Below are 24347 nucleotides of genomic sequence, written 5' to 3'. Positions count from 1 at the left end.
CCGTATCAATTCCGGTGCAGTAGTACTTGAAACATTATTTGTATCCTTTTAGTAAGCTATTAAAACGCTATTATAGTATAGGGTTTTAATAGCGTTTTAATAGGGAACTAATAGCGTTTTACACGGAATTGAACCGGAAGTGATACGGGATTTCACATGAATTCAGGTAGGTTTTCTTATTGTTTTCCTTGGAAATGTTTTACTATTTTGAGATGGGGTACAAGTGATTCGGAAGATATTCTTTTGTATTTTTTTGTTATGCCAGTATAAAATTAGAAGCTTTTGTGTAACTTTGAGAAGTCAATAATTTATACACGCGTGTGAGCTTTTGAATTTATGCAGGTTGATGATAAGTTGATATGTCGTTTTTTGGGAGAACATGATCACCGGGGAATGGAGGTCTTGTTCGAATACTATTATCGACCGTTGGTGCTGTGGGCAGACACGTTTTTGAGTGATATTCCGGCGGCGGAGGACGTGGTGCAGGATTTTCTCGTGGATTTCTGGGAGAAGCGGGCTTACGAGAGGATCACGTCGGGTAGTATCCGGGGATACCTTTTCGCGGCAGTGAGGAATCGGGCGTTGAAGTTACTGGAGAAGCGGGATGTCTTGCGGGAAGCAGGTGGAGTGTTGCCCGTGTTGGTGGACGAGAGTGATACGGATTGGCTCACGGAGGAGATTTTGCAGGCGGTAGAGGCAGAGATCGAGAAGTTACCCCCGCGCATGAGAGAGGTTTTGAGGGCGGTGTATATTGACGGGTTGAGTTACCGGGAGACGGCTGAAAAATTTGTTATTTCTATAGCAACAGTTAAAACATTGTTGGTAAATGCTTTAAAACGACTTCGAAAAGTTTTTTCTAATTTTCCCCGATTTTTTTCCTGATTTGAATCAACCGTTTTATCATTTTTCCGGTCTATGGGGCAAGAAATTGATATGATAGAATGGAAAGAAAATCTCAAATTACCGAATCCGAGTTATTGGACTTCTTTAATGGCAAACTTTCTACCGGGGAAGAAAGGGAGATTCTGGAATGGAAAGAAGCCTGTGACGAGAACCGTAAGTTGTTTGATACGGTGCGAAAGCAGAATCTCGTTATGCGGGAGGTTGTGCGTGCACGGTTGATCAAGGGGGACTATTCTTCGATACGCGGGCGTATCGGGGGGAGGAGGCGTCGGACATTCAAGTTGTGGTACGGGGTGGCGGCAGCCGCGGTGGTTGTTGCGGTTATTTCTTCGGTCGTGTTATGGCGGGATGCTTCTTCCGTTGACGAGAGTAGAACGATGGCTTATATCGGTCCGCCCGCTCGTAAGGCGATACTGGAGATGGCTGATGGCGGACAACATTACTTGGGGGGCAGTGGGATCAAGTTTGAGGAGCGGGATGGAGCACAAGTGGCGATCAGCAACGGTAAGGTCGTGTACGATAAAAAATTGGAGGAGTATGCGGAGGAAGAAAAAGAAGATGTGCTTGTTTATAACAAGATCACGATTCCCCGGGGAGCTGGGTTGTACCGGATCTCGCTTAATGACGGTAGCGTGGTGTGGCTGAATTCGGACAGCAGGCTGGAATACCCGGAAAAGTTCGCGAAGGGGGAACGGAGGGTGCGTGTCACGGGAGAGGCGTTTTTTGACGTGACACGGGATACGGTGCGACCGTTTGTCGTGGAAACCGTGCGCCAGTTGGTGACGGTGCTGGGGACGAAGTTTAACGTGTCTGCCTATCCGTCAGAGCCGGAGTTGACGACGCTTGCCTCCGGGAAGGTGAAAGTGATTCCTGTCCACGGGGCGGAGGCGGTGGTACTTTCCCCGGGGGAGCAGTCTGTCCTGGGCGTTGGTGTCGATAGCTTGCGTGTATGCCAGGTGAAAGTGAGTGACGTGGTGTCGTGGAAAGACGGAATGATCAGTATCGAGAATATGGCGTTGAGCGAAATCCTGAAAGTCGTTTCGCGTGCTTACGACGTGGATTTCGTGACGGAATCTTTGCCCGGGGAAGACATTATCCTGCAGGGAAGTATTTCGAGTGACGAGACGCTGGAGGTGTTTCTTGCCGTGTTGAGTAAAGTGGCAGATGTGAAATTTAAAATAAATGCCGATGGAAAAATAGAAGTTCAAAAGTTAAAGTAAAAAAAGAGAGAGAATTCAAGGAATTCTCCCGCTTACGGTGTGTAACGTCTGTTGGTGGCAGACGATATCTTATTAATTCAAAAACAAATGTATGAAAAAAAAATCTAGTCACACCATTTTTCGGGTGGAAATTCGAAAATGGAGTAAGATCGTTTTGGTTAATTTTATTTTGACTCTGTTGTCGTGTGCCTCCGTGTATGCGCAGGATGATACTTTGCGGCAACAGAGAATAACTGTCAAGTACCGCAATAATACCATCTTGGAAGTACTTGAGGATTTGAAAGCAAAGACGGGATATACTTTTGTTTACAAGCAAAATGATATATCCAATGAGGTGAAAATCACGGAGACTTTCACGAATGCGACGCTGGACGAGGTGCTGGGAAAGGTGCTCGTGGCTCATGGTTATGATTATTCGATCGAGGGTAAAGTGATCGTTGTCAAGAAAAAACCGAAAACCAAAGAACCTGAGGTACGGAACATTATCACGGTCAAGGGACGCGTGACGGACGAGAAGGGAAATCCCATGCCGGGGGTAAGTGTCGTTATCAATCAGACCTCACGGGGAGTGGCTACTGATAAAGACGGGAAATATGATATTTTGGTACGGGCAGACGACGTGTTGAAGTTCTCGTTTATCGGGTACAAAGACCAAACGGTACCGATAGAAGGGAAAGATGAGTTGAATGTATCACTAAAGCCCACGGAAGAGGCGTTGGAAGAGGTTACAGTGGTCGCATACGGGGAACAAAAACGCGAATCCGTGACCGGTTCTATTTCTGTGGTAAATGTCAGTTCGTTGAAATCTTCTAATAGCGACCTTACTGCCAGTTTCGTGGGACGTATTCCAGGTATGATCGGTTATTTGAAGGGTGGTAAACCGGGAGCCTTGACCGAGGCCGAAATGAACACGCAGTTCACGGTGCGCGGTATCACGTCTTTCGGTAACAACGCGAACACGGCTCCCTTGATTTTGTTGGACGGGGTAGAGGTTAGCGTGTTGGACTTGTCGCGTATTGACCCGGAGGATATTGATTCATTCAGCGTGTTGAAAGATGCTTCGGCTACCGCCATGTATGGAGCTCGTGGGGCAAACGGTGTGATTCTCGTGTCGACGAAAAAGGGAGTCGAGGGTTCGGTGTACACTTCTTTCCGCTACGAGGCAATTGCTTCACAACCGACGCGGAAAATCGACGTGGTAGATCCGATCACCTACATGAAGGCTTATAACGAGGCGTTACAGACACGCGACCCGTTGGCACAACCGAAATACACGGCAGAACGGATTGCTAACACGGGCAGCGACCGTTTTCCCTCTTGGGTATACCCTGCCAACGATTGGTATAAATTGTTGTTTAAGGATATGTCTTTCAATCATCACTTGGGATTGAGCGTGCGAGGCGGAACCAAGATTATGCAGTATTATGCCTCCGTCAGTCACAATTTCGATGAAGGTATGTTGAAAACGGATAAGTTGAATTCGTTTAATGTTAATATTCGGAATAATACTACCTCTTTGCGTATCAATTTGAATATTGATATGACTCCCACTGCGAAATTGTTATTGACCTCCACCTCTTCGTTGGACAGTTATCATGGTCCTTTGGCTAACGTGACTACCGCTTATGGTATGGCGTTTAACGCGAGTCCGGTGGATTACGCGGCGGTCTATCCGGCGGATGATACCTATAAATTTCCGCACCTTCGTTTCGGTTATGAAACGATAACTTCCCAGAACCCTTATGCTTCCATTCAACAGGGATACGTGGAACGGAGTCGTTTCGCTACCTCCAATCGGGTGGAATATATTCAGAACTTATCTGCGTTCTTAAGAGGTTTGGAAATCCGAACCAACGTGTCGCTATACAAGCAGGCTTATTACAGTACGCCGTTTCTGACGGAACTTTATAAATATCGGTTGGCTGACTATAATCACCAAACGGGTAAACATGTGTTGGAACAATTGGCAGAGGGAGATAAGACGCTGAAAGTGGATCCTAACTCTAAAGTAGCAGAGGGAGAAACGCAGTTGACCGGAGAGTTCCGGGTGTATTACAACCAGTTCTGGGGCGATCATACGGTCAGTTACACGGGACTGGTGAATATGTCGCAGGTGACCTCTTCTGCAGGACGGGATTTGTTTTCTGCCATCAAGAACCGGAATATGGGACTTTCCATGCGTCTTTCATACGGTTTCAAGGAACGTTTCTATTTGGAGGGTAGTTTCGGGTACAATGGTTCCGAACGTTTCGCGGAACATAATCGTTTCGGTTTTTTTCCCGCGGCCGGGATCTCTTACGTGATTTCGAAAGAGCCGTTTATGCAACGTTTTAACAACTGGTTAACTTTTATGAAGATTCGTGCTTCTTACGGGAAAGTGGGTAATGACGGCATCGGTACCGGGTCTTCCGCTTATGGCAATACCGGCAGATACATTTATTTGGAAAACATGGGACAGGATTCCCAGGACCATTATCTGGTTCATTCTTATGCCAACCCGACGATTCAGTGGGAGATTGCAGAAATGACCAACTTTGGTTTGGAGATGACTTTGTGGAAAGGGTTGCTCGATTTTACATTGGATGTATACGAGGAGATCCGTCATAATATTTTGGCTCAACGCACGATTGTGCCCGCCAGCATGGGATTGGGGCTATACCCGTATGATAACGTGGGCAAGGTGCGTTCTCGCGGTTTCGATTTGGCTGTTAAAGTACAACATGCATTTTCCAATGATTTGTGGTTTATCTTGAACGGGACTGCCACCTACAACAAATCGGTGTACAAATCCATCGAAGAGGCTGCCGACAAACCGTCTTGGCAAGGAAAAGTGGGGCATGATATTTCGCAAGTGGTGGGTTACGTGGCAGAAGGATTGTTTCAGAGTCAGGAGGAGATCGACCGTTCGCCGAAACAATCGGGCGACGTGATGCCGGGAGATATTCGCTATCGTGACGTGAATGGCGACGGCAAGATCAGCATTGATGACGCTGTACATATCGGATTTCCCACGGAGCCTCGTTTGGTATACGGTTTCAATGGAACGATCAGCTACAAGCGCGTGGAATTTAATTTCGCATTCCAGGGAGCAGGTCAACGTTCACTCTTTATCAACCCGAGTGCCGTTACGCCGTTCGTGGGCGACCGTGCCTTGTTGAGTGCTATTTGGAAAGACCACTGGACTCCCGAGAATATGAAAAGCAGACCCCTGTGGCCGCGTTTGTCTACCAAGAGTATCACGGCTCACAATATGGAGGAGGCTTTGTTGGGTCAAGAAACTTTGCGCGCTTCCACTTATTTTATGCGGGAGGTGAAATTTTTGCGTTGCCAGTCGTTAGAGTTGGCTTGGAATTTGCCGATCCAATGGGCAGAGAAGCTCGGTATGCAACGGATCAAACCTTATATCCGGGTGAACAATCCGTTTTTGATCAGTGATTTTGATTTATGGGATGTGGAATTGGGAAGCAATGGATTTAATTATCCGATCCAAAGGACATATTCAGTAGGTGTTAATTTTAGTTTCTAAAAATCATGTATATGAAATTTAAAAGTATATTCATTTTGATTTGTTCCGCCTGGTTATGGACGGGGTGTAACGAGTACCTCAATTTAGTTCCCGAGGATGATATTCTGACGATTCCCAAAATATTTGAGACACGCACCGGAGCGGAACAATGGATGATTGATGCAAACCAGGGATTTGTTCCTTTGCAAGTGTATACGACCACGAATCCGGCTTTTTGTGGTGCGGACGAATACATTTCCAACCGTTATGCGCGGGAGAATCGCGGAATGACCTCTTTCTTGATCGCCGATGGCTTGCAGACGGCTTTAGCACCGATTAATGATATGTGGACCTATAATGGTGTCTATTATTATATTCGGTATTGCAATACTTTCTTGAAGCATATCGGTGATGTCTATAATCTGAATGAAGGCGAGCTGGAAACTTGGACGGCAGAGATCAAAGCGTTGAAAGCTTTTTACTATTTTGAGTTGGTTAAACGCTATGGTCCAATCGTGTTGGTGCCTCAGAACATCGACGTGTATGCCCCGATGGAGGAACAACGTCAACCGAGAAGTCCGCTGGATAGTTGTTTTAAAGCGATCAATCAGTTGTTGGATGAGGCAATCCCTTATTTGCAGGTATTTGCCGAAAAAGATGCCACTCGTCGAATGTTTTTCTCGAAAGAGGGAGCGATGGGTTTGAAATGCCGCGTATTGCTCTATGCCGCTTCTCCGTTGTTTAACGGGGGCATAAGTGTGTACAAAGATCTGAAGAATAAGAATGGCGAGTTACTTTTCCCCGTGGAGGATAAAGAGAAGTGGCGCGTGGCGGCTGAATATTTGGATGAAACTATCCAGTTTTTGGAGGGACACGGTTATAAATTGATTGCCGGTACCCAAGAGAAATCCACCCCATTGTTGAATACCATGCGGGATTTGGAGTGTTCGCTGTGGGCACCGAATTTCCAAAATTCCACGGAGGCGGTGATGATGGTGAGTGGATTCTCGGATCTATTCCAGAGAATTCTGCCGCAATTGGGAACTAAAACTACGGATCCACACTATAGTTCCGTGTTAGATGGTAGTATCGGTACGAATATCCGGATGGTACGGAAATTCTACACGGCGAACGGATTGCCCATCGAGGAGGATCGGACGTGGACGTATGGAGATGGCTACGGTATGGCGCAAGAGCGGGATGTCATGTACACGAGCGTGGTGCCGATGGGAACGGATGTGTTGGCATTGCACTTGAAGCGAGAACCTCGTTTTTACGCAATGATTGCTGCTCCTGGGCTGTACTGGCAGCTTGGGAAGTCCGTGAACTATAATTTGATCGTGGATTCTTATCAAGGCGGTTTGTTCGGATTAAAGCAAGATCGGCTTTATCCCAATTACGCGCAAAATATTACCGGCTATTTCGTGAAGAAAGGTACGCGTAGTGATTTTAATTTGAAAACTTACTCGCAAGATATCATGTCTTTCGCCGTGAATGTTTCCGTGACGATGCGATTGGCAGAGCTTTATTTGGCAGTGGCAGAAGCCTGGAACGAGTATGAAGGTCCGAATGGAGCGCATCGGGATCAGATTTTCGATCGTTTGAATGCCGTGCGCGAGCGGGCAGGTATCCCGACCGTGCAGGATAGCTGGGGAAGATATGGCGTGAATGCGAATAAATTTAACGAGCAGGCGGGATTACGGAGTATTATCCAACGCGAACGGACAATCGAGTTGATGTTCGAGGGACATCGTTTCTGGGATGTACGTCGTTGGGGAACTGCAATTACTGAAGGCTGGAACGACAAACCGATGGGCTGGAATGTACTTGGAAAGAATTGGCAAGCCTTTTATAATAACGGGCAAGGTCCGATGGTGGTGTGGGATCAGGCGCAGTTTATCCCGGCACGGGATTACCTGTTCCCTATCAAGAGTGAAGAAGTGATGATTTCCGGTATCGTGCAAAATCCGGGATGGTAATGACTAAAATCGACTGAATATGAAAAAGATATTTGTATGTCTACTCCTTTTAGGGTGTTTTTGCTGGGTTGCTTGTTCCGATGATAAGGAGGGAGCATTCGGTACGGCCATCAGCGAGGATATGTTTTCTTTTACCCCGGTGGAGGGTGGTGCCGTGATGCACTACAAACTGACTGACCGGCGGGTGAATAAAGTGAAAGTGGAATACACGGACGAGTACGGGTTGAAAGTGTATAAAACCGCGGATTATGCCGTGGATTCCATCGTGTTGAATGGATTCAACCAGGTACACGAGGATGTGCCGGTTCGGGTTTCATTCCTGGATAAAAATGAAAAGGAATCCGACGTGTTACACTTTGCGTTTAATACTCGGGCTTCCAATCTTTATACTTTTTTTGATGTAGTGAAGGTGAATTCTTACTGGAATGGCTTCCAGGTGATCTATGATTTAAAGGGAAGAACGGAAGGATCGGCGTCCGTATTTTTCGTGGGAATTAATCCGACGACGAAAGTGCAGGATACGCTCTTTTTGGAAAACTTCCTGTTGGAAGAGGGACGTAACGTGAAGGCTTATTCCATTGATGATTCGCAATTACAGGATGCTTATACTGTGGTGATTACTACAGAGGATGATCGGCAGCGGATTGTCCGAAAACAAGTATGGAACGGAGTGGAAGGCGTGGATCGCTTGTTGATTCCGAGTAAAGATTTCGAGTTAATCGATCCGTTCAATAAGTCGAAAGAAATGGAGTATAATTCATCAAATAACTATAATCCGGGTGCGTTGGGTAAGGCTTATCTTTTCGATGGCGATACAAAAGGAACGACGGGGGCGGAATATTATAAATCGGGGAAAGCTACTCCGCCATTTGCGTTCTTGGCAGGTCCTAATGCTTTATGGCGTCCGGACAATGATGTCTATTTCGTGTTGGATTTGCAGAAACCGATGATTGTCGGAGAGATGCGGTTTTATATGAAATATGTTGATGGGTATGCAGCAAATAAAGATTTCGATAATGATTATTATACTAAATTGCCTTGCGATATGCAGGTCTTTGCTTGGGTAGGAGAAGGTGATTATAATAAGGATACGAATCCAGGAACGGCAGAGGATTGGGAAGAGGTAGGTCGCTTCAAACAGGAACAGACGGCTGAAAATGTCGACCGGTGGTACAATGAAGCACTTTTGAATCCGTTACCATGGCAAGGAACTAAAGCAGATGTCGAGGCGCGCAAGCCGGTGTATTTGTCTATACCGTTCCCTTTTGAAGAGCGGGAGTGCCGTTTCTTCAAGATACAGTTTAACGAGACATTCTTGGATGTAAACAAGAATTATTCGTATAACCATAATAATAACAATAACGTGACTGTCCAAGAATTGGAGGTTTACGGTCAAAAATAACGAGAGGTATGAGAACAAGTTTTTTGAAATATGTATGGGTGTTTGTGGCCGTACTTGGATTGTTGCCGGCTTGCGAGGATTTGGAGGATACCTATTCAGATTATACCGGTGATGGACCGGTGCAGTACCTGACCAAGATTTATGACCTGCAAGGAGAGCCAAAATGGTTGAGCGTGTTGTTGACTTGGGAGTTGAAACTAGACCCGGGGCGGACGGCGATCTTGGTGGAATGGACGGATGATTCGACGACCTATTCCCAGGTGATCGATAAAGACGCGAGGGACTTCATGATTACGGGTTTGAAAAACTACGAGTACGCGTGTAGCGTGAAAGCTATCGAGCAAAAAGACGGTGAGGTTATCGGCAAGTCGATCGGAGATCCGGTGTACGTGCGTCCTTTCACGTATGCTTCGGAAGAATTGACGCTGTTCTCGCAAGTGGTGAGAAAGGCGTATCAAGTGGCAGGCAAGAAATTGTTTGTATTGTTTGAGCCTTGGGCGGATAATTTGATTTCTTTCCAGGTGGGGTATTTCGAGAAAGGGAATGCCACGGAAAAATTCTGGACAGTGGAAAAAGTGAATAATTTGCCGGACGGGAAGGTGTACGCGATGATCGGAGAGAATGTCGATTTCACGAAGCCGATTAACGTCTATCGTAAGGGGAGAATCGCTTCTATCGATAACATGGAGTTGGAGCTGCAACCCGTGCCGTTGTATTTCGAGACACCGATGTTTGATGCGGCTTTTGCTGCCGAGGTGAGAAGTCGTTTGGATTTGATAGGAGAGATTAAGCAAAGCGATATCAATGATGTGGAGGTGTTGGATATCGACTACGATCAATTGTCGTTGGTCGACGTGTTGCATTTCCCGAACTTGAAGGAGCTTCACTTGGGACGCAATCGTTTGCTGGCTGCCGGAACGGAAAATGCGGTGAAGTCCGTGTTGACAAATCAAGAGGAGAGTGTGGCTGCTTTGGAGGTTATTGCCGGTGAATTGGGCGTGAAGATTTATCATTACGGGAACCATTATTTCAACACGGTTCCTGATTTCTTCACCGCAAAGAATCAGGTGGCCGAGTTGCCGGAATTTTCATTATTGAACACAGTGGGATGGGATATCACGGTCAATCCGATGGATGCCATGGGATATAATTCCGGTTTGGCGAATTTGTTGCAGGAAAGTGACGCATACTGGAGTCCCCAAGCGAGTGAGATTCTCCGAAAACATATTATCGAGATTGATATGAAGGAGAGCAAGCGTATTCTTGGCTTCAAAGTCGGTCAGGCCATGACACCCCCGGCTGATGTACAAACTCCCGATGTGTTGGATATTGAGTTTGAAACAGGCTCCGGAGCTTGGGAGTCGGCGGCATTTAGCAGGAGCGTGACGGTCGGCACTGGTAAGGGTGAGACCACGATTATCTATTTGGATAAATCTCATAGCGTGAAAACGGCACAAAAGATTCGCGTAACGGTTGCCGATAAATTCCATAAGAAAGGATATAACGCCTCTTATGCTTACGTGGATTTCTATACTGTTGTATTATCTTCTTTCATGGTGATCGAAGGCAATTAAACGAACTTCATAGATCTTTGTTATACAGCCCTCTTTTGGGAGGCCGGGTTAACCGCCCAGCCCCCTGGAGGGCTTTTTTACCGATTAAAAATAGATATGATGAAAAAATGGATTCTATTATTGACGTGCGCTTGTACGATTGTTCAACTTTACGGACAACGATACACGAGGAATTACCATACGGTAAGATTTAAATTTGAAAATGGTCAAAGTGATAGTGTGACTATCGTGAGGGAAGAACTTCCTTATAATTTTAATTTATCCTATTTCGGAAAGCAAGCGGGGGAGCTCAGTCCGTCAGCTTATTGGGATATGAAAGATGGAGATGATGAAAATTACTATAAAGATAGAGACCCCAAGAATAATCCTAAAACTCATACTTCTGAAGCATGGGAGGCATGGTTATGTACTCGAATTATACCTGAAGAGGTGAAACGTAAATTAGATCTTTCTTGCAAAAAAGGAGATGAAGATAGAGAGGCTAGTTACATATTTGTTAATCGTGAATTCGAAATCATGGTTTGTTTTGATAGAGGCGGGAGAATAGTTCAAGTTGATTTTGCTTTTCGTAATTTGGATTTATACGAGTCTGTAACCGAGGAGCAATTGAAAGTAATTTGCAGTGGGATTGTGAAATATTGCCGCATGATTGAAGGTATTTATCGTTTGCCGCATGAAGGTGTGGAGGCAAAAGAATTTGCGCCGGCAGCAACATACGTGTTAGTGCTATGTCCTAATTCTGATTTACGATGGGCAAAGGAATGTCAAGAGTACAATCCAAAATCGTGGGCTAAAGTGTTGAAACATTTTGATACGTTGGAGAAAAGAAGGAAATAAGATATGAAGAAATTAATATTATTTATTTCTGTTATTTTGTTTGTAATAAGTTTTTCCGGTTGTTTACAAGAAAATGAAATTGGTACTATGATGGCGAACATGGACGATGGCGATATAGTGGTTTGTGATTATATTTGGGATGCTCCAGATCGATATTGTCTTACCATGAATCAGTTACAAGATTTATTTAGAGGGACTTTAAGTTTTCGAGAGGACAAAATTCGGTTATTAGCAAAAGAACTTGAATCCTTTCTTTTAAATAATCCTTGTTATCGACGGATCATGTATGAAATATACCAAACTGTTGGAGGGAAGAGAGAAAGTAAGGCTTTTATAAAGCTTGATGAAAAAGATTCGAAATTGCAAGCTGATCCTAGGCTTTGGGCTCGTTATGATCAAGGGACGAAAACAATTATATTTAGGGATTTACAGGTTGGTGTAATAGGAGGGATACAAGGTACTGAATTGGCCACATTGATTCATGAATTGATGCACCATTGGCAGTATTTGTTGTTCGGTGAAAGTTATATGCAAGCACAATATGAAAAAAACTTTGAATTCGAAGTGACTTTTTTGTTGGATGTTGCAATGATACAGTATGCTCATCGATACGCGGATTTAGGAGCAGAACAAGTGTTATTGTATTTGAAATATGATCTGAATAATCCTGTAATTTATACTCAGGAAGAGAAAGAAAGGTATATCAATGCGATTAATAATACATTGCAGGGGAATACTGTTAGTATTAAAGCTGAACTTGACTTTTTAGCTGCTAATTTTAGAAAGTATGATTATGCCGTTTATACCCCGTGGGCAGAATATAGCCTTATAAAGCGATTATATCCATAGTTATTTCTATCATAATGACAAATTAAAAAATAGAATCATGAAATCATTATTTGTATTGTTAGTTGGTATTTTGCTTTCTGCTGGAATTCAGGCACAGCAAGAAAATGGAGGAAGTCAATCAAAAGGGATTTTGTTTGAATCTGCCCGTTCGTGGAAGAAGACCGTGGAGAAGGCGTTGGACGAAAGGAAATTGCTTTTCGTGGATTGTTATGCTGATTCCGGTGAAGTGAAGAAGGCGCAGGAGGAGATGGAAAAGTATGTCAATTTACTGAAAGAGATGGCTAGAATACAAACCCCGGCGCAAGGAGGAATGCCCGCGACGGCAGTGGCTTCCGGAAATAATATTCGGTTGGAGCGTGGCGTAACGTTGAATTACGAGTTCCGTCAAGGAGTTCCGGTGGTGAAGGTGGTGATCAACGGGCATACGTATTACTTCCTGTTTGACACGTGTGCTGGAATTACTTGCGTATCCGATAAATTGGTAAATGCAGAGAAGTTGGCTTATCAACAGACAGGTAATTCCATGCAGGGAATTGACGGGCAAGTTGTTATGGCTGAAATTCCAGAATTATTGTTAGGAGAATTGGCGGTGAAGAATAAACAGGCGGTAGTAATGAGTGTGCATAATCTTGTTTTTCAACATTTGGGTGTAGACGGAACGATTGGAGCGAATATTATCAATGATTACGTGGTGACTGTTGACTCTCGTGCGAAGATAATCACTTTTTCAGATCAGGCGGATGCTTCTGCTTCTCGTTGGGATACATTGAGGCTTTGGAATAATGTACCATTACTTTCTATCAAGGTAAGGGGGAAAGGCGGGGTTCATGATGTACCGGCATTGTTCGACACGGGAAATGGAACGGGTGCTATTGGATTACCTTCTGTAGAAGGGTTTGAACAATGGACGCAAGCTGGGATTATTGGCGACGTGGAGGAAGGGAACGGTTTTATAGGAACGATGGTGGGCGGTATGGTGAAGACCGATAAGCTTTACCGGGGACGGATGACGGGTCTTCATTTGGGAGATGCTGTTTTCGAGAAGGTGCCGATTATTACCGGGGGAATAGGGTATTTGTTGCTTTGTTTTCAGACGACGGATTTGGGCAAATTCGTTCTTGACTATCCTAACGGGCGTTATCATTTTGAACCTTACGCAGATGCTGGGGTGTGGGAAGGAGATCGTCGTCCCGTGATGACGGGGGCTGATAATGGGGAATTGAAGATTGCTGCCGTGTGGGGAAAAGAGGCAAGAAAGAAATTGGCTCCGCAATGGACGGTAGTTGCTTTGGATGGCAAACCGCTGGAGAAAGTGACATTGGATACTCCCAATATTGACGAATTGCTCCATGAGCGTGGGGTGAAGACTGTGACGGTTCGGGATGTGGAGGGGAAGGTGTATGAGGTGAAGGCGGAGGTGTTTTTATCAAAGGGATTGTAAGATTTGGGATAAAAATTAAGCTAATTAAGAGCCTGTTTAAATTTCGTTAGGGGGTGTAAATATTGGGTATCCTAGATCGTCATTAGTGCATACAAGCAACAAGGATTCAGACCTATACACAAAAGATGGATCGTGGAAAGAACATTCGTGTGGTTTGATCACGATAGAAGACTATCCCGAAATTATGAACTTACATTCGATATGGTAAAAATTGCCGATATAAAATTATTAATACAGAAAATTTAAACAGGCTCTTAGATGAGAATAAATTCAATATGCTGGATATGGGCAGGTTTACAGTAAATGATTTTATATATGACGAGCCAAGTAAATATATTCTTTTCCAGAGACAGTTAACAGGAATATTTAAATTTTATAAACTTTTAACTCAAAAGGCTAAGCGTTTTTCCCGAGAAAAAACATAGTATATGGTGTAACGTATTATTTTTTTTGTACATTTGCGCCGTTTTACTTGAAGAATCGTGGACAGATTGAAAGAATATAAGATAGCCTACAGGGGCTTAGGGGAGGGCGTTCACTCTTTCGAGTTTGTCATGGATGACAATTTTTTCGATTGTTTTGATGCGACAAAAGGGACGAAAGGGAAAGTAAACGCGAGAGTGGAGATCGTGAAATCATCCTTGCTGATGGAGGTTCGGATGAAGATCGACGGGGCGGTGAAAGCTATTTGTGATCGCTGCTTGGAGGAGATGGATTTATCAATTAGCGGAGAACTGAACTTGTACGCGACGTACGGGGGAAGGGAAGAGGGGAATGATGATGATTTTATTATCTTGGCGCAAGATGAGGATTATCTGGATTTGAGTGAGCCGCTATACGAAATATATATGCTGAATTATCCTATTCGAGTGGTTCATCCCGAGGGCGAATGTAACGAGGAGATGGAGCGAGTGCTTGAGGATATGACAGTGGAAGAGAGTGATGAGATTGATCCCCGTTGGGATGAATTGAAGAAATTAATTAATAATAACTAAATAAAACTAGAGAGAAATGGCACATCCTAAACACCGGGTCTCTAAACAGAGAAGGAATAAGAGAAGAACTCACGATAAGGCAACTGTTCCTGCAATAGCAAAGTGTTCAAATTGTGGTGCTGCGGTACAGTATCATACTGTATGCCCTGAGTGCGGGTATTACAGGGGTAAATTAGCTATCGAGAAAGCTGTCGTTGCATAATTTTGTGCAATGACGGGAATTGCCTTGAATAATACAGAGCCCCCTGTAAAAAGGGGGCTATGATTGTTTATAGGTGGCGGTTCTCTGTTTAATTTTGAAAAGATATTTTTATGGAAAGGCCAAGAGCGGTAATCACCGGGGTAGGAGCGTTTTATCCCGATTACATTTTAGACAACGAGGAGTTGAGCCGGATGGTGGATACCACGGACGAGTGGATCATGACACGTATCGGGATCAAAGAGCGGCGTATATTACGGGATACGGATAAAGGCAGTGCTTACCTCGGAGCCAAAGCGGTAGAGGATCTGTTTCGTAAAACAGGGTTGAAACCGGAAGAAGTCGACCTCTTGATCTGCTGCACGGTAACGGCAGATATGCATTTCCCGGCAAACGGGAATGTGATTTCCGATATGGTGGGAATCAAGAACGCGTTTAGTTTTGATTTGAATGCCGGGTGTTCCGGATTTCTATATGGTTTGACGACTGCCACGCAGTACGTGGAAAGTGGGCGTTATAAAAAAGTCGTTGTCGTGGGAGCCGAGAAGATGTCGGCAATCACGGACTACACGGATCGGGCGACTTGTCCGATTTTCGGTGATGCCGCCGCCGCGATACTGCTTGAACCGACGCACGAGGACGTGGGGGTGATCGATCATATTCTTCGTTCCGACGGTATGGGGCGGGTTCACCTGCACATGAAAGCGGGTGGTTCTTTGAAGCCGCCATCCATTGAAACCGTGACGGCAAGAGAACATTATATTTATCAGGAGGGGCAACCCGTGTTCAAGCATGCCGTATCGAATATGGCGGACGTTTCTGTCGAGATCATGAAACGCAATAATCTCACATCGGAAGATGTTGCTTGGTTGGTGCCGCATCAGGCGAACCTGCGAATTATCAAGGCTACCGGCGAGAGAATGGGATTGGATGCTTCCAAGGTGATGGTAAATATCCATAAATACGGTAACACGACATCCGCGACAATCCCGTTGTGCCTGTACGAGTGGGAAGACCAGTTGAAAAAAGGAGATAATCTAATTCTAGCCGCTTTCGGTGCCGGGTTCACGTGGGGAGCTATGCTCGTGAAGTGGGGATACTAGTGAGGGAGAATCAAAAGGGGAAGAAAAGTTTATGGCTAGGATAAATATCCCGACTATAAACTTTTCTAGTAACAATTAATTAATTTTTTCAATTCTCATTGCGTTTTGAAATGGTAATTTGTTGAGTATGTATCATTTCTGTTTCTCCCTTTTTGTCGTGAGCGCAGACATAAACTAATGCATGAATATAATGTTCTTCTCCAAGTTTAAATTTATTTTCTTCTGGAATCCATGTAAGTGTGTCTTTTTGGAATATTTTTCCGATTTTTATAGAATCGACAAATATTTGCATAGTTAGAGGTTTATTTACCTCTCCTATAATTAGACATTTCTCTCCAATATAGGCTGTGAAAAAAGGAATTGTGTTTATCTTGATATTTACATCTTTACTTTTGAAGCAATCGGAGTTATTCTCATTTTTACCACAAGAAAAAATAATGGTAATAAAAATGATAAATATAGTGAATTTCATGTTAGTACAGTTATGTTTGAAAATTTAAACCTCAATAAGTAGTACTTGGCATAGTTGTGTTATACCCGAATGCAATACAATAAGTATTGGGGTATATTCTTCCTTTCATTGAGAAATTAGTCATGCTATGTAGAGGAGGAATACTTGGATATGAACACCAATCAATATGAGAGGTTGAGCTATAATATATGAAAGGATACGAATGTGAAAAATGATATTCGGTATTTGGACTTCCCCATGCGTAACCACTTTCATTCCTAATTTCATATCCACATCTCAAACCAACCATTCCTCCTGGATTTTGTACAAGGAGTGCATTTATTTCTTTACATTCTAGGTGCTGATCTTTGTTTATATAATACATCCATTTGTCATCACGGATACAGTATGAAAACATGTCGAGATCAAGATAATAGCAAATTACCCAAAGATGCTCTTCTTTTTTTGTTATGTTTCTTGTTACGTTATACTTTATAATAAGATAGTTGTCTAGCCAATATGGAGCTAGATGATACTGGACAGAGCCATAACTACACATTGCAGCTCCTTTATTGCCTGTGGCTTCGTAATCCGATTCAAGTCCCTCTGGATAATAATAAGGAGGACGAGGGAATTTAGAAGATGATAAAGTAGATACATTAGACGATCTGTTTGGTTTGCAATAGGAAAAAGTAATAGGTTGTGGAATGTTTGAGTTTTTTCCTTCAATTGTAGTAATTCGAACAGAAGTTCCATCTAAAACTTCATATTTATCATTGCCAATGTAAAAATAATTTTTCTCATTGAGGATATTCCTGTAAAATTTTGCTTTTACAATAGGGGTTATAAATCCGTGTTCTAACTCAATATAGTCAGCATTTTTTTTCACTAAATTTGGGAATGAATCTATATTATTTATGGCATAAACTTGGTTATAAATTTCGTTGAGTTTTTTCCTTAAGGAATTAAAACCTATAGATTCTTCCCAGCGATCTAGTTCGTCGTCTGTAAAATGTAATAATGTATCAGTTATTGCCAAATAAGCTGTTTCTGTATCAAAAACCAAGGTGCCTTCGGTATTCACAGATATAGAATCTAGTACGATTCTTCTTTCTAGTATCGATCGTGATAATTGTAAAGTATTGTCAATAATAGGTGGCATTTGCTCCGTGGATAAATCTTTATCTTGACAGGCTGCTAGCCCAATAAGAATAATAAGAATGGAAGTAAAAATAATTTCTGTTTTCATAATATTGATGATTTATGTATATTGATACTAAACCAAAGGTAGCAATTAAAATTTGAATAAAAAAATTAAACAGAATGGATATGAAGTTTTTTTTAGCTGCATAGATGAATTATTTGATTATATATATATTTATTATGTTTCTTGTTGTTGTGAAATTGATTCCAATTTGCGAAGTGTAATTATTTTATATAAAACAAGTATACTAAACCTTTGGTGTGTTATAATATTTGGATTAAAGGATGTATGTGATTAATATTGATTAATACATACAAATAAATAATTGGCAAAATGTAATTTGTTTTTATTATAAATAGAAAAATGCTACTGGAGTCATTTTTGGTAAATATTTGTAATCTCCTCGAATTTGATGTATTTTTATAGAAATAGAATTTATAGTGTTTGGGCTGTTTTAGATTTGATTTATCTCTTTTAGAATAAGATGCTTGTAATTTAGTATTTTATAGACTGGAAAAAATATTTTCGATTTTAAATTACTTGTTGTATATTTGGTCGTTTATTACTCAACTAAGATGGAAAAAAGTGTGAATCCGGACTGTCAAGGAAAAAGACAAACGGTTGTTTTGGAAGATTCCGTGGTGGGGGGAGATATGAGTCTGCCCGGGGATTTATGCTTATTCGGTAAAATTTTGGGTAATATTACAGCGGGGGGACGAGTGGAAGTGAGAAAAGGAGCGCTCGTGACGGGCAAGGTGCTTTGCCGGGAGTTATACGTGGAGGGAGTGCTTGAAGGTGACGTGGATACTCATTCTTTGATAATAGGCGAGAACGCAGTTTTGCGTGGGAAAGTGGAAACGGGAAAGTTGCGGATCGAGGGGGAGATATATGATATGAAGTGGTTACGTCTGGTAAGAAAATAAAGTAAATGCAAAATCATGGGAAAAGAAGTACAACAACAAGTAGCGTTAAATTTATTAAGTGAAGGAACTCAAATAACCGGAGATCTTCATGCAACGAATGATATACGTGTCGACGGTACTATAAAAGGAAAGATTATCACGACGGGACGTCTGATTATCGGGCAGACGGCGAGGGTAGAGGGCGAAGTGACTTCCCCGAGCGTGGATATTCTGGGTACGATGGAGGGGAGTATCGTTTCGGACGGTTCGGTTTCATTGAGAGCAAAATCCGTGTTCACGGGAACGATTAAAGCGGCTTATATCGCTATCGAGTCGGGTGCTGTATTTAATGGTGAATGCCATATCCAACGTGATGTAAAACAGAAATAATTAATAACGTGGCGTGTCGTGTATCCGTTGTAGTGTCTATACTGCTATCGCTGGTCGCTTGTGAGAAGGCACAGGAAAAGGTAGACAAGGGTGTTTCCCTTGAACTGGCGAAGGAACGTAAATCCAATATCGGGGGCGTATCTTACCGGTTATATTTCTCTGTTCCCAAGGAGAGTGAGGAGCCTATCATGGCAGAGTCGGAAATCTTCTTCGAGTTGTCGGAATTAACCCCGGTTGTTCTTGATTTCAAGGAAACGGAAGATAAAATTCTGGCTGTTACTTCCGGGGGAAAGAGGGTTCCTTACACGTTCAAGAACGAACATATCATTATTCAGCCGGAACATTTGAAAGAGGGACGGAACGAGTTGAATATCCAGTTTATAGCGGGAGAGTCCTCTCTGAACAGAAGCGAGGATTTGATGTACACCTTGCTGGTGCCGGATCGTTGCCGGACATTAATGCCTTGTTTCGACCAGCCGGATATAAAAGCGCGTTTCAAGTTGACGCTTAAAATTCCCGCCGGGTGGCAGGCAATAGCGAACGGGGAACGTATTCGGGTGGAATATTTTAATGATTATAAACTTTACGAGTTCGGGGAAACGAAACCTTTGAGCACGTATTTATTTGCATTCTCGGTAGGGCGGTTCTCGTACACGGAACGATTCATGGATAACCGTTGGATCGGGATTTATCACCGGGAAATGGATACGGCGAAAATCAATGCCAGTATTCCGGAGATTGCGAGGCAAGTGAGCCATTCGCTGGAATGGATGGAACGCTACACGGGAATCCGCTACCCGTTTGAGGTGTACAATGTGGTGGCGATTCCGGCTTTCCAGTACGGGGGTATGGAACACCCGGGAGCGACTTTTTACAAGTCATCGACTCTTTTCCTTGACCGGGATGCGGATTTGACGGCACAGATGAAACGGAGTGAATTGATTGCGCATGAGACGGCACACATGTGGTTCGGTGATTACGTCACGATGAAGTGGTTTAACGACGTGTGGCTCAAAGAGGTGTTTGCCGGATTCATGGCAGACAAGATTATCGCACAGTTGTACCCGGAGGTGAATCATCAGTTGAACTTTTTCTTGAATCATTATGAACCGGCATTACGGACAGACCGCACGAGAGGGACACATCCGATCTTGCAGGAATTGAATAACTTGAAGGATGCAGGCACATTATACGGGGATATTATTTATCACAAGGCTCCTATCGTGATGCGTATGCTGGAGCGGGAGATTTCCGAGTATCAGCTGCAAATGGGTTTACGGAAGTACTTGCGTCGCTGGTCGTATTCCAACGCGGATTGGGATGATTTGATTCATCTGCTGGCGAGTTCAACGGGACGTGATCTGGAAACGTGGAATGAAATCTGGATAAAGGAGAGCGGTGCTCCCGTGATTGAGTTTGGCAAGGATGCTATTGCCATGATAGATGAAAGTGGCAAAAAACGGGTTTGGCCGCAAGCGATTTCGATTTATTGGATGAGTGCCGGAGGGCGGCTGTATCGTCAAGCGCGGGTGTTGAAGGATACGTTGACTCCTTTCAGGAACCCGGGCGTGATATTGCCGGATTGCGATGTGTCGGGATACGGTTGTTTCCTGCCGACGGAGTACAGTGTACAATTTCTCTCTAAAGAGTTGAACCAGATAGGAAATCCGCTTTATCGTGCAGTCGCTTGGCAGTTGTTGTACGAGGGCGTGTTGAACAAGAAGGTGAAAGGAGAGTTCTTCGTGAAACTTTGTATGAAACATTTGCCTCATGAAAAGAATAATCTGCTAGTGAATCGAACCTTAAGTTTCTTGAGGACTGTTTATTCGACTTATCTGGATGAGGGGGGAAGACAGTTGTTGCAGGAGGAGTTGGAACGTTTCTGCGTGAACATGATTGATAATGGTGCGGGGAATAAAAAATCCTATTTCAATACTTTACTGACGCTTTATTCCTCACCCAAGATCGGGGAGTTTTTTAAAGAGGTATTAAATGGTGAGAGGGAGTTGGCAGGTTTGACGGTCAGTGATGACGATAAAATCAAGATAGCGTTTAATCTCGTGTTGCGGGATTCCAATCTTTACGGGGGAATGGAGAAGCATATTAACGGGGCGATAAAGAATAAGGATTTGTTGAATCATTTCGCTTACGTGTTGCCCTCGGTTTCCGGTAACAAACAAGTGCGGGACAGTGTGTTCAGTGCTTTGTTGAAGAATGAAAACCGGGTGAACGAGGTTTGGGTGGAGGAGAGTTTGCGTTGGTTGAATCATCCCCGCCGGAGAATGGAGGCAGAAGAATACATTCCGCGAATGCTGGATAAATTGAAAGAAGTTCAAGAAACAGGCGATATATTTTTCCCGTCGGCATGGTTGAGCGCGGGACTCTCCGGGCATACCAGCAAGAACGCGTATTCTATGGTGAATGCTTTCTTGGAAAAGCACCCGAATTACCCGAAGAATTTGAAATTAAAGATATTATCCAATTCAGACCATTTACGACGCCTTCACGCGGAGGAACGTGAACGATAATGTTTATAGATTAGATTATGAATGTTCGAGAAAACTCATTGATATTGATTCCGGCTCGTTACGCTTCTACCCGTTTCCCGGGGAAGCCGTTGGTTGAGATTGCCGGAAAGCCCATGGTGCAGCATGTTTACGAGAAAGCGGCAGCGGTATCCGACTATGTTTACGTGGCGACTGATGATGCACGGATTTATGATGCCGTGACGGCCTTCGGGGGACGCGCGGTGATGACTTCTACCGAGCATCGTAGCGGAACAGACCGGTGTTACGAGGCATACGTGAAGGTGCATGAGGCTTTGAACCGGAATTTCGGGGTTGTTGTCAACGTGCAGGGGGATGAACCGTTTATTATCCCGCGACAGATAGAGTCTTTGATTTCCCGTTTTGAAGAGCCGGCGGTGCAGATTGCTACTCTGGCGAAGCCTTTTGAACGGAATGATGATGTTTTTGACCCGAATAAAGTAAAGGTGGTGTTCTCCGTGAAGAATACGGCTCTTTATTTTAGCCGGAACCCGATTCCTTATTGCCGGGGTGTGGAACGGGACGGGTGGCTTGCCCGGACTCCTTATTACAAGCATGTCGGAATGTATGCTTATCGTCCGGAGATTTTGAAGGCGATAACTTCTATCCCCCAAGGAGTTCTTGAACAAGCGGAGTCGTTGGAACAATTGCGTTGGTTGGAGAACGGGTACACGATAGCAATAAGTATTACCGATCATGAATCGGTCGGGATAGATACTCCAGAAGACTTGGAAAAAATATAAATTAAAAGCTAAAAGTTACGATTCGTATATCAAACTTTTAGCTTTTAACTTTTATCTTTGATGCCAGCATCAAATTGTCATAATGTCTTTCTCTTTCTTGGCGAGATATTCATCGATTTTTTTGCCGTATTCATCGGTCATCTTTTGAGCCATGGCTTCGGCATCTTTGGACATATCTTCGGGAAGCCCGTCTTTTACCATTTTCTTTACTTGCTCAATCACGTCCCGGCGGGCGTTACGAACGCTTACTTTGGCAGTTTCGGCTTCACCTTTGCTTTGTTTCACGAGGTCGCGTCTGCGTTCCTCGGTAAGTTGCGGGATATTGATGCGGATCATTTCTCCGTTGTTATCCGGGTTTAATCCGAGGTTAGCGGTCATAATAGCTTTTTCAATCGGGGCTATCATGCTTTTCTCCCACGGTTGAACGGCAATGGTTCTCGGGTCGGGAGCCGAAATATTGGCTACTTGTGATAACGGGGTAGGACTACCATAATAGTCAACCAGCACGTCTTGTAGGATTTTGGGGTTGGCTCTTCCCGCTCTGATTTTACTGAGTTCGGATTCAAGGTGATTCAGAGCGGATTCCATTCTCTCTTTTGCTTCGTCGAGATAAAATTGTACTTCCTCGTTCATATATTTTTTAGTTTGATTTAATATTCATTACGAACCAAGCAAAGGTATAAAAAAATCTGTATTTTTACTCTATCCTACGCCACGTTTCCTTTACCTGTACGTTTTTCAACGTTCCGTTTGCCAATTTTAATTTCGCTTCTCCCGTGAGTACGAGAATCTGGTTGTTTGCCTCGAACTGGTACGTGGCGGTATATTCTATGATATCTTTTACCTTCACGGATTGGGAGGATTCAATGAGTTGCCCTGCCGTAATCTTGTAGGTGCCTTTTGTGCCGTCGGACGTCAGGAACGAGAAATCGTCATAGAACTCCTTCTGTATCGGGTGTTTAACTTCAACTCCATTCTCGGATATTTTTTCCCATTTGCCGGCAAGCGGGTTAGCCACAATCGTTCGGAATAACTTGCCGGGGCTGAAGATACATTCTTCCACGTACTTTTTGAATTTCTTTAATCCCAAGTAATCCCGTATTTTGATTTCCCGGATGACTTTGTTTTCTTGGAAACGAGGGGTGATATTCACGTATCGTGTGATAAAATTCTCCTCGGGGAGGCTGTCTATCAGTCTGATTTGCTCGTCCCACTCTTCCTTGTAATATTTCAGAATCATGTTTTTATCTTCCGCGGGCAGCGCGAGGGAAGGCATCACGATGCTCAGCATGATTTCCGAAGATTGTTGTTGTTCCCGGGCAGAAGTAACCAATCCTTTGTAGGCGGCTTTGTCCGAACCGTAACGCTTTTTCAAGTACAGGCGGTACATTTCGGCGGAGGAGGAAGCCACCGTGTCCGTGCCTTGTTTTAATTTCGCCTCGTTTGCCTCAAGGGCTTTCAGATACCTGTCGAAAGTGCGTCTTTCCACGTTAGGAGCGGTACTTTTCAAGGCGAAATAGACGGGTACGGTATAATATACTCGGACGGGCGTGTTGTTTTGTTTGCCGGGATACCATTTCGGCATGGAAGCAATCACTTCTTTTGCCTCGTTATCCAGTTCGGTGGATACGCCCCGGATGATTTTCACGTCATTCACCGTTCCGTCTTTCTCTATAATGAAACGAACGTACACTTTGCCTTCTATACCTTTGGTTTTAGCGGCTTCCGGGTATTGCACGTGGCTATATATCCAAGCATTCAGATTACCGGGAAAAACGGGCATTTCTTCGACGAACATGTAGACTTTATTATCTTCGGTACTGTCTTTAGTCTGTTCGTGATGGTGTTGCGCGATGGTCGGAAGCGTTCCTGCCAGAAGGAACATACTCGCGAATAATACTTGTAACTTGGTGACAAGTTGTCGATTAAGGGTGTATGGCTTGAATATCATGGTTCGTGTCTTAGCGTGATAGATTACTTTCTTTTCTCACAGCTAAATATAGAGTGAATTTTTGGTATTTGCAATGAATATTAAGTGTTTTGTAAATTTTAAATCTAAAATGGGTAGATTCTCGATGAAGCGGATTACTTTTGTCTTCTTAAA

General features: G+C 43.7%; 20 protein-coding genes. 16 read left to right on the top strand and 4 right to left on the bottom strand.

The window, feature by feature from the left end:
* Positions 1-336 precede the first annotated feature (336 nt).
* The 12 genes from CS948_RS08130 (at position 337) to CS948_RS08070 (ending at position 16007) form a co-directional block, all read left to right on the top strand.
* Positions 337-882: an RNA polymerase sigma factor gene (locus CS948_RS08130; RefSeq protein WP_099291193.1), complete on the top strand. Its 546-nt coding sequence runs from the start codon at positions 337-339 to the stop codon at positions 880-882.
* Positions 883-941: 59 nt separating this feature from the next.
* Complete coding sequence (locus CS948_RS08125; protein WP_099291192.1) at positions 942-2123, top strand: FecR family protein; 1182 nt, start codon at positions 942-944, stop codon at positions 2121-2123.
* A 91-nt stretch (positions 2124-2214) separates the two neighbouring features.
* Positions 2215-5649 (top strand): TonB-dependent receptor, encoded by a 3435-nt coding sequence (locus CS948_RS08120; protein WP_099291191.1) that lies wholly within the window; start codon positions 2215-2217, stop codon positions 5647-5649.
* A gap of 11 nt (positions 5650-5660) precedes the next feature.
* A complete protein-coding gene (locus tag CS948_RS08115) occupies positions 5661-7607 on the top strand; it encodes a RagB/SusD family nutrient uptake outer membrane protein (RefSeq protein ID WP_099291851.1) in 1947 nt (648 codons plus the stop codon).
* A 19-nt stretch (positions 7608-7626) separates the two neighbouring features.
* The gene (locus tag CS948_RS08110; RefSeq protein ID WP_255301917.1) at positions 7627-9009 is read left to right on the top strand and encodes a DUF4959 domain-containing protein; all 1383 of its coding nucleotides are present in this window, start codon (positions 7627-7629) and stop codon (positions 9007-9009) included.
* A gap of 8 nt (positions 9010-9017) precedes the next feature.
* Positions 9018-10583 carry a DUF4998 domain-containing protein gene (locus tag CS948_RS08105; RefSeq protein ID WP_099291190.1) on the top strand — a complete coding sequence of 522 codons (1566 nt, stop codon included), beginning with the start codon at positions 9018-9020 and terminating at the stop codon, positions 10581-10583.
* A gap of 99 nt (positions 10584-10682) precedes the next feature.
* Complete coding sequence (locus tag CS948_RS08100) at positions 10683-11420, top strand: hypothetical protein (RefSeq protein ID WP_099291189.1); 738 nt, start codon at positions 10683-10685, stop codon at positions 11418-11420.
* 3 nt (positions 11421-11423) lie between these two features.
* Positions 11424-12269: a hypothetical protein gene (locus CS948_RS08095; RefSeq protein ID WP_099291188.1), complete on the top strand. Its 846-nt coding sequence runs from the start codon at positions 11424-11426 to the stop codon at positions 12267-12269.
* A 37-nt stretch (positions 12270-12306) separates the two neighbouring features.
* On the top strand, positions 12307-13710 hold the full coding sequence (locus CS948_RS08090) for a retropepsin-like aspartic protease (protein ID WP_099291187.1): 1404 nt from the start codon (positions 12307-12309) through the stop codon (positions 13708-13710).
* Between the two features lie 482 nt (positions 13711-14192).
* Positions 14193-14705 carry a DUF177 domain-containing protein gene (locus CS948_RS08080; protein WP_255301915.1) on the top strand — a complete coding sequence of 171 codons (513 nt, stop codon included), beginning with the start codon at positions 14193-14195 and terminating at the stop codon, positions 14703-14705.
* 16 nt (positions 14706-14721) lie between these two features.
* Entirely contained in the window at positions 14722-14907 is a 186-nt protein-coding gene (rpmF, locus tag CS948_RS08075; RefSeq protein WP_099291185.1) for a 50S ribosomal protein L32, read from the top strand.
* A gap of 110 nt (positions 14908-15017) precedes the next feature.
* Positions 15018-16007 (top strand): beta-ketoacyl-ACP synthase III, encoded by a 990-nt coding sequence (locus CS948_RS08070; protein WP_099291184.1) that lies wholly within the window; start codon positions 15018-15020, stop codon positions 16005-16007.
* Positions 16008-16095: 88 nt separating this feature from the next.
* Here the strand turns inward: CS948_RS08070 and CS948_RS08065 are convergent, their stop codons facing one another.
* Both CS948_RS08065 and CS948_RS08060 read right to left on the bottom strand, forming a co-directional pair.
* The gene (locus CS948_RS08065) at positions 16096-16479 is read right to left on the bottom strand and encodes a hypothetical protein (RefSeq protein ID WP_099291183.1); all 384 of its coding nucleotides are present in this window, start codon (positions 16477-16479) and stop codon (positions 16096-16098) included.
* A gap of 31 nt (positions 16480-16510) precedes the next feature.
* The gene (locus tag CS948_RS08060; RefSeq protein WP_099291182.1) at positions 16511-17707 is read right to left on the bottom strand and encodes a hypothetical protein; all 1197 of its coding nucleotides are present in this window, start codon (positions 17705-17707) and stop codon (positions 16511-16513) included.
* A gap of 530 nt (positions 17708-18237) precedes the next feature.
* On the opposite strand from CS948_RS08060, the gene CS948_RS08055 reads away from it, so the two are divergent.
* The 4 genes from CS948_RS08055 to kdsB are packed head-to-tail and all read left to right on the top strand — an operon-like array spanning position 18238 to position 22243.
* Positions 18238-18585 carry a polymer-forming cytoskeletal protein gene (locus tag CS948_RS08055; RefSeq protein ID WP_099291181.1) on the top strand — a complete coding sequence of 116 codons (348 nt, stop codon included), beginning with the start codon at positions 18238-18240 and terminating at the stop codon, positions 18583-18585.
* A gap of 15 nt (positions 18586-18600) precedes the next feature.
* A complete protein-coding gene (locus CS948_RS08050) occupies positions 18601-18954 on the top strand; it encodes a polymer-forming cytoskeletal protein (protein WP_099291180.1) in 354 nt (117 codons plus the stop codon).
* 8 nt (positions 18955-18962) lie between these two features.
* A complete protein-coding gene (locus tag CS948_RS08045) occupies positions 18963-21482 on the top strand; it encodes a M1 family aminopeptidase (protein WP_099291179.1) in 2520 nt (839 codons plus the stop codon).
* 17 nt (positions 21483-21499) lie between these two features.
* Complete coding sequence (kdsB, locus tag CS948_RS08040) at positions 21500-22243, top strand: 3-deoxy-manno-octulosonate cytidylyltransferase (protein WP_099291178.1); 744 nt, start codon at positions 21500-21502, stop codon at positions 22241-22243.
* Positions 22244-22312: 69 nt separating this feature from the next.
* On the opposite strand, the gene frr is transcribed toward kdsB, so the two are convergent.
* Positions 22313-22876 carry a ribosome recycling factor gene (gene frr, locus CS948_RS08035; RefSeq protein ID WP_099291177.1) on the bottom strand — a complete coding sequence of 188 codons (564 nt, stop codon included), beginning with the start codon at positions 22874-22876 and terminating at the stop codon, positions 22313-22315.
* Positions 22877-22940: 64 nt separating this feature from the next.
* Complete coding sequence (locus tag CS948_RS08030; RefSeq protein ID WP_099291176.1) at positions 22941-24194, bottom strand: energy transducer TonB; 1254 nt, start codon at positions 24192-24194, stop codon at positions 22941-22943.
* Between the last annotated feature and the right edge of the window lie 153 nt (positions 24195-24347).

Source organism: Butyricimonas sp. Marseille-P3923, from assembly GCF_900184685.1.
In the GTDB taxonomy this organism is placed as follows: domain Bacteria; phylum Bacteroidota; class Bacteroidia; order Bacteroidales; family Marinifilaceae; genus Butyricimonas; species Butyricimonas muris.
Note: the sequence above shows the minus strand (reverse complement) of the source record. Positions and strands in the feature narration are given on the sequence as shown.

Coding starts and splice junctions, on each gene's coding strand:
- CS948_RS08100 (WP_099291189.1), top strand. CDS start 10,683: ATGAAAAAATGGATTCTATTATTGACGTGCGCTTGTACGATTGTTCAA.
- CS948_RS08110 (WP_255301917.1), top strand. CDS start 7,627: ATGAAAAAGATATTTGTATGTCTACTCCTTTTAGGGTGTTTTTGCTGG.
- CS948_RS08125 (WP_099291192.1), top strand. CDS start 942: ATGGAAAGAAAATCTCAAATTACCGAATCCGAGTTATTGGACTTCTTT.
- CS948_RS08060 (WP_099291182.1), bottom strand. CDS start 17,707: ATGAAAACAGAAATTATTTTTACTTCCATTCTTATTATTCTTATTGGG.
- CS948_RS08120 (WP_099291191.1), top strand. CDS start 2,215: ATGAAAAAAAAATCTAGTCACACCATTTTTCGGGTGGAAATTCGAAAA.
- CS948_RS08070 (WP_099291184.1), top strand. CDS start 15,018: ATGGAAAGGCCAAGAGCGGTAATCACCGGGGTAGGAGCGTTTTATCCC.
- CS948_RS08065 (WP_099291183.1), bottom strand. CDS start 16,479: ATGAAATTCACTATATTTATCATTTTTATTACCATTATTTTTTCTTGT.
- CS948_RS08055 (WP_099291181.1), top strand. CDS start 18,238: ATGGAAAAAAGTGTGAATCCGGACTGTCAAGGAAAAAGACAAACGGTT.
- frr (WP_099291177.1), bottom strand. CDS start 22,876: ATGAACGAGGAAGTACAATTTTATCTCGACGAAGCAAAAGAGAGAATG.
- CS948_RS08130 (WP_099291193.1), top strand. CDS start 337: ATGCAGGTTGATGATAAGTTGATATGTCGTTTTTTGGGAGAACATGAT.
- kdsB (WP_099291178.1), top strand. CDS start 21,500: ATGAATGTTCGAGAAAACTCATTGATATTGATTCCGGCTCGTTACGCT.
- CS948_RS08115 (WP_099291851.1), top strand. CDS start 5,661: ATGAAATTTAAAAGTATATTCATTTTGATTTGTTCCGCCTGGTTATGG.
- CS948_RS08030 (WP_099291176.1), bottom strand. CDS start 24,194: ATGATATTCAAGCCATACACCCTTAATCGACAACTTGTCACCAAGTTA.
- CS948_RS08090 (WP_099291187.1), top strand. CDS start 12,307: ATGAAATCATTATTTGTATTGTTAGTTGGTATTTTGCTTTCTGCTGGA.
- CS948_RS08095 (WP_099291188.1), top strand. CDS start 11,424: ATGAAGAAATTAATATTATTTATTTCTGTTATTTTGTTTGTAATAAGT.
- CS948_RS08105 (WP_099291190.1), top strand. CDS start 9,018: ATGAGAACAAGTTTTTTGAAATATGTATGGGTGTTTGTGGCCGTACTT.
- CS948_RS08050 (WP_099291180.1), top strand. CDS start 18,601: ATGGGAAAAGAAGTACAACAACAAGTAGCGTTAAATTTATTAAGTGAA.
- rpmF (WP_099291185.1), top strand. CDS start 14,722: ATGGCACATCCTAAACACCGGGTCTCTAAACAGAGAAGGAATAAGAGA.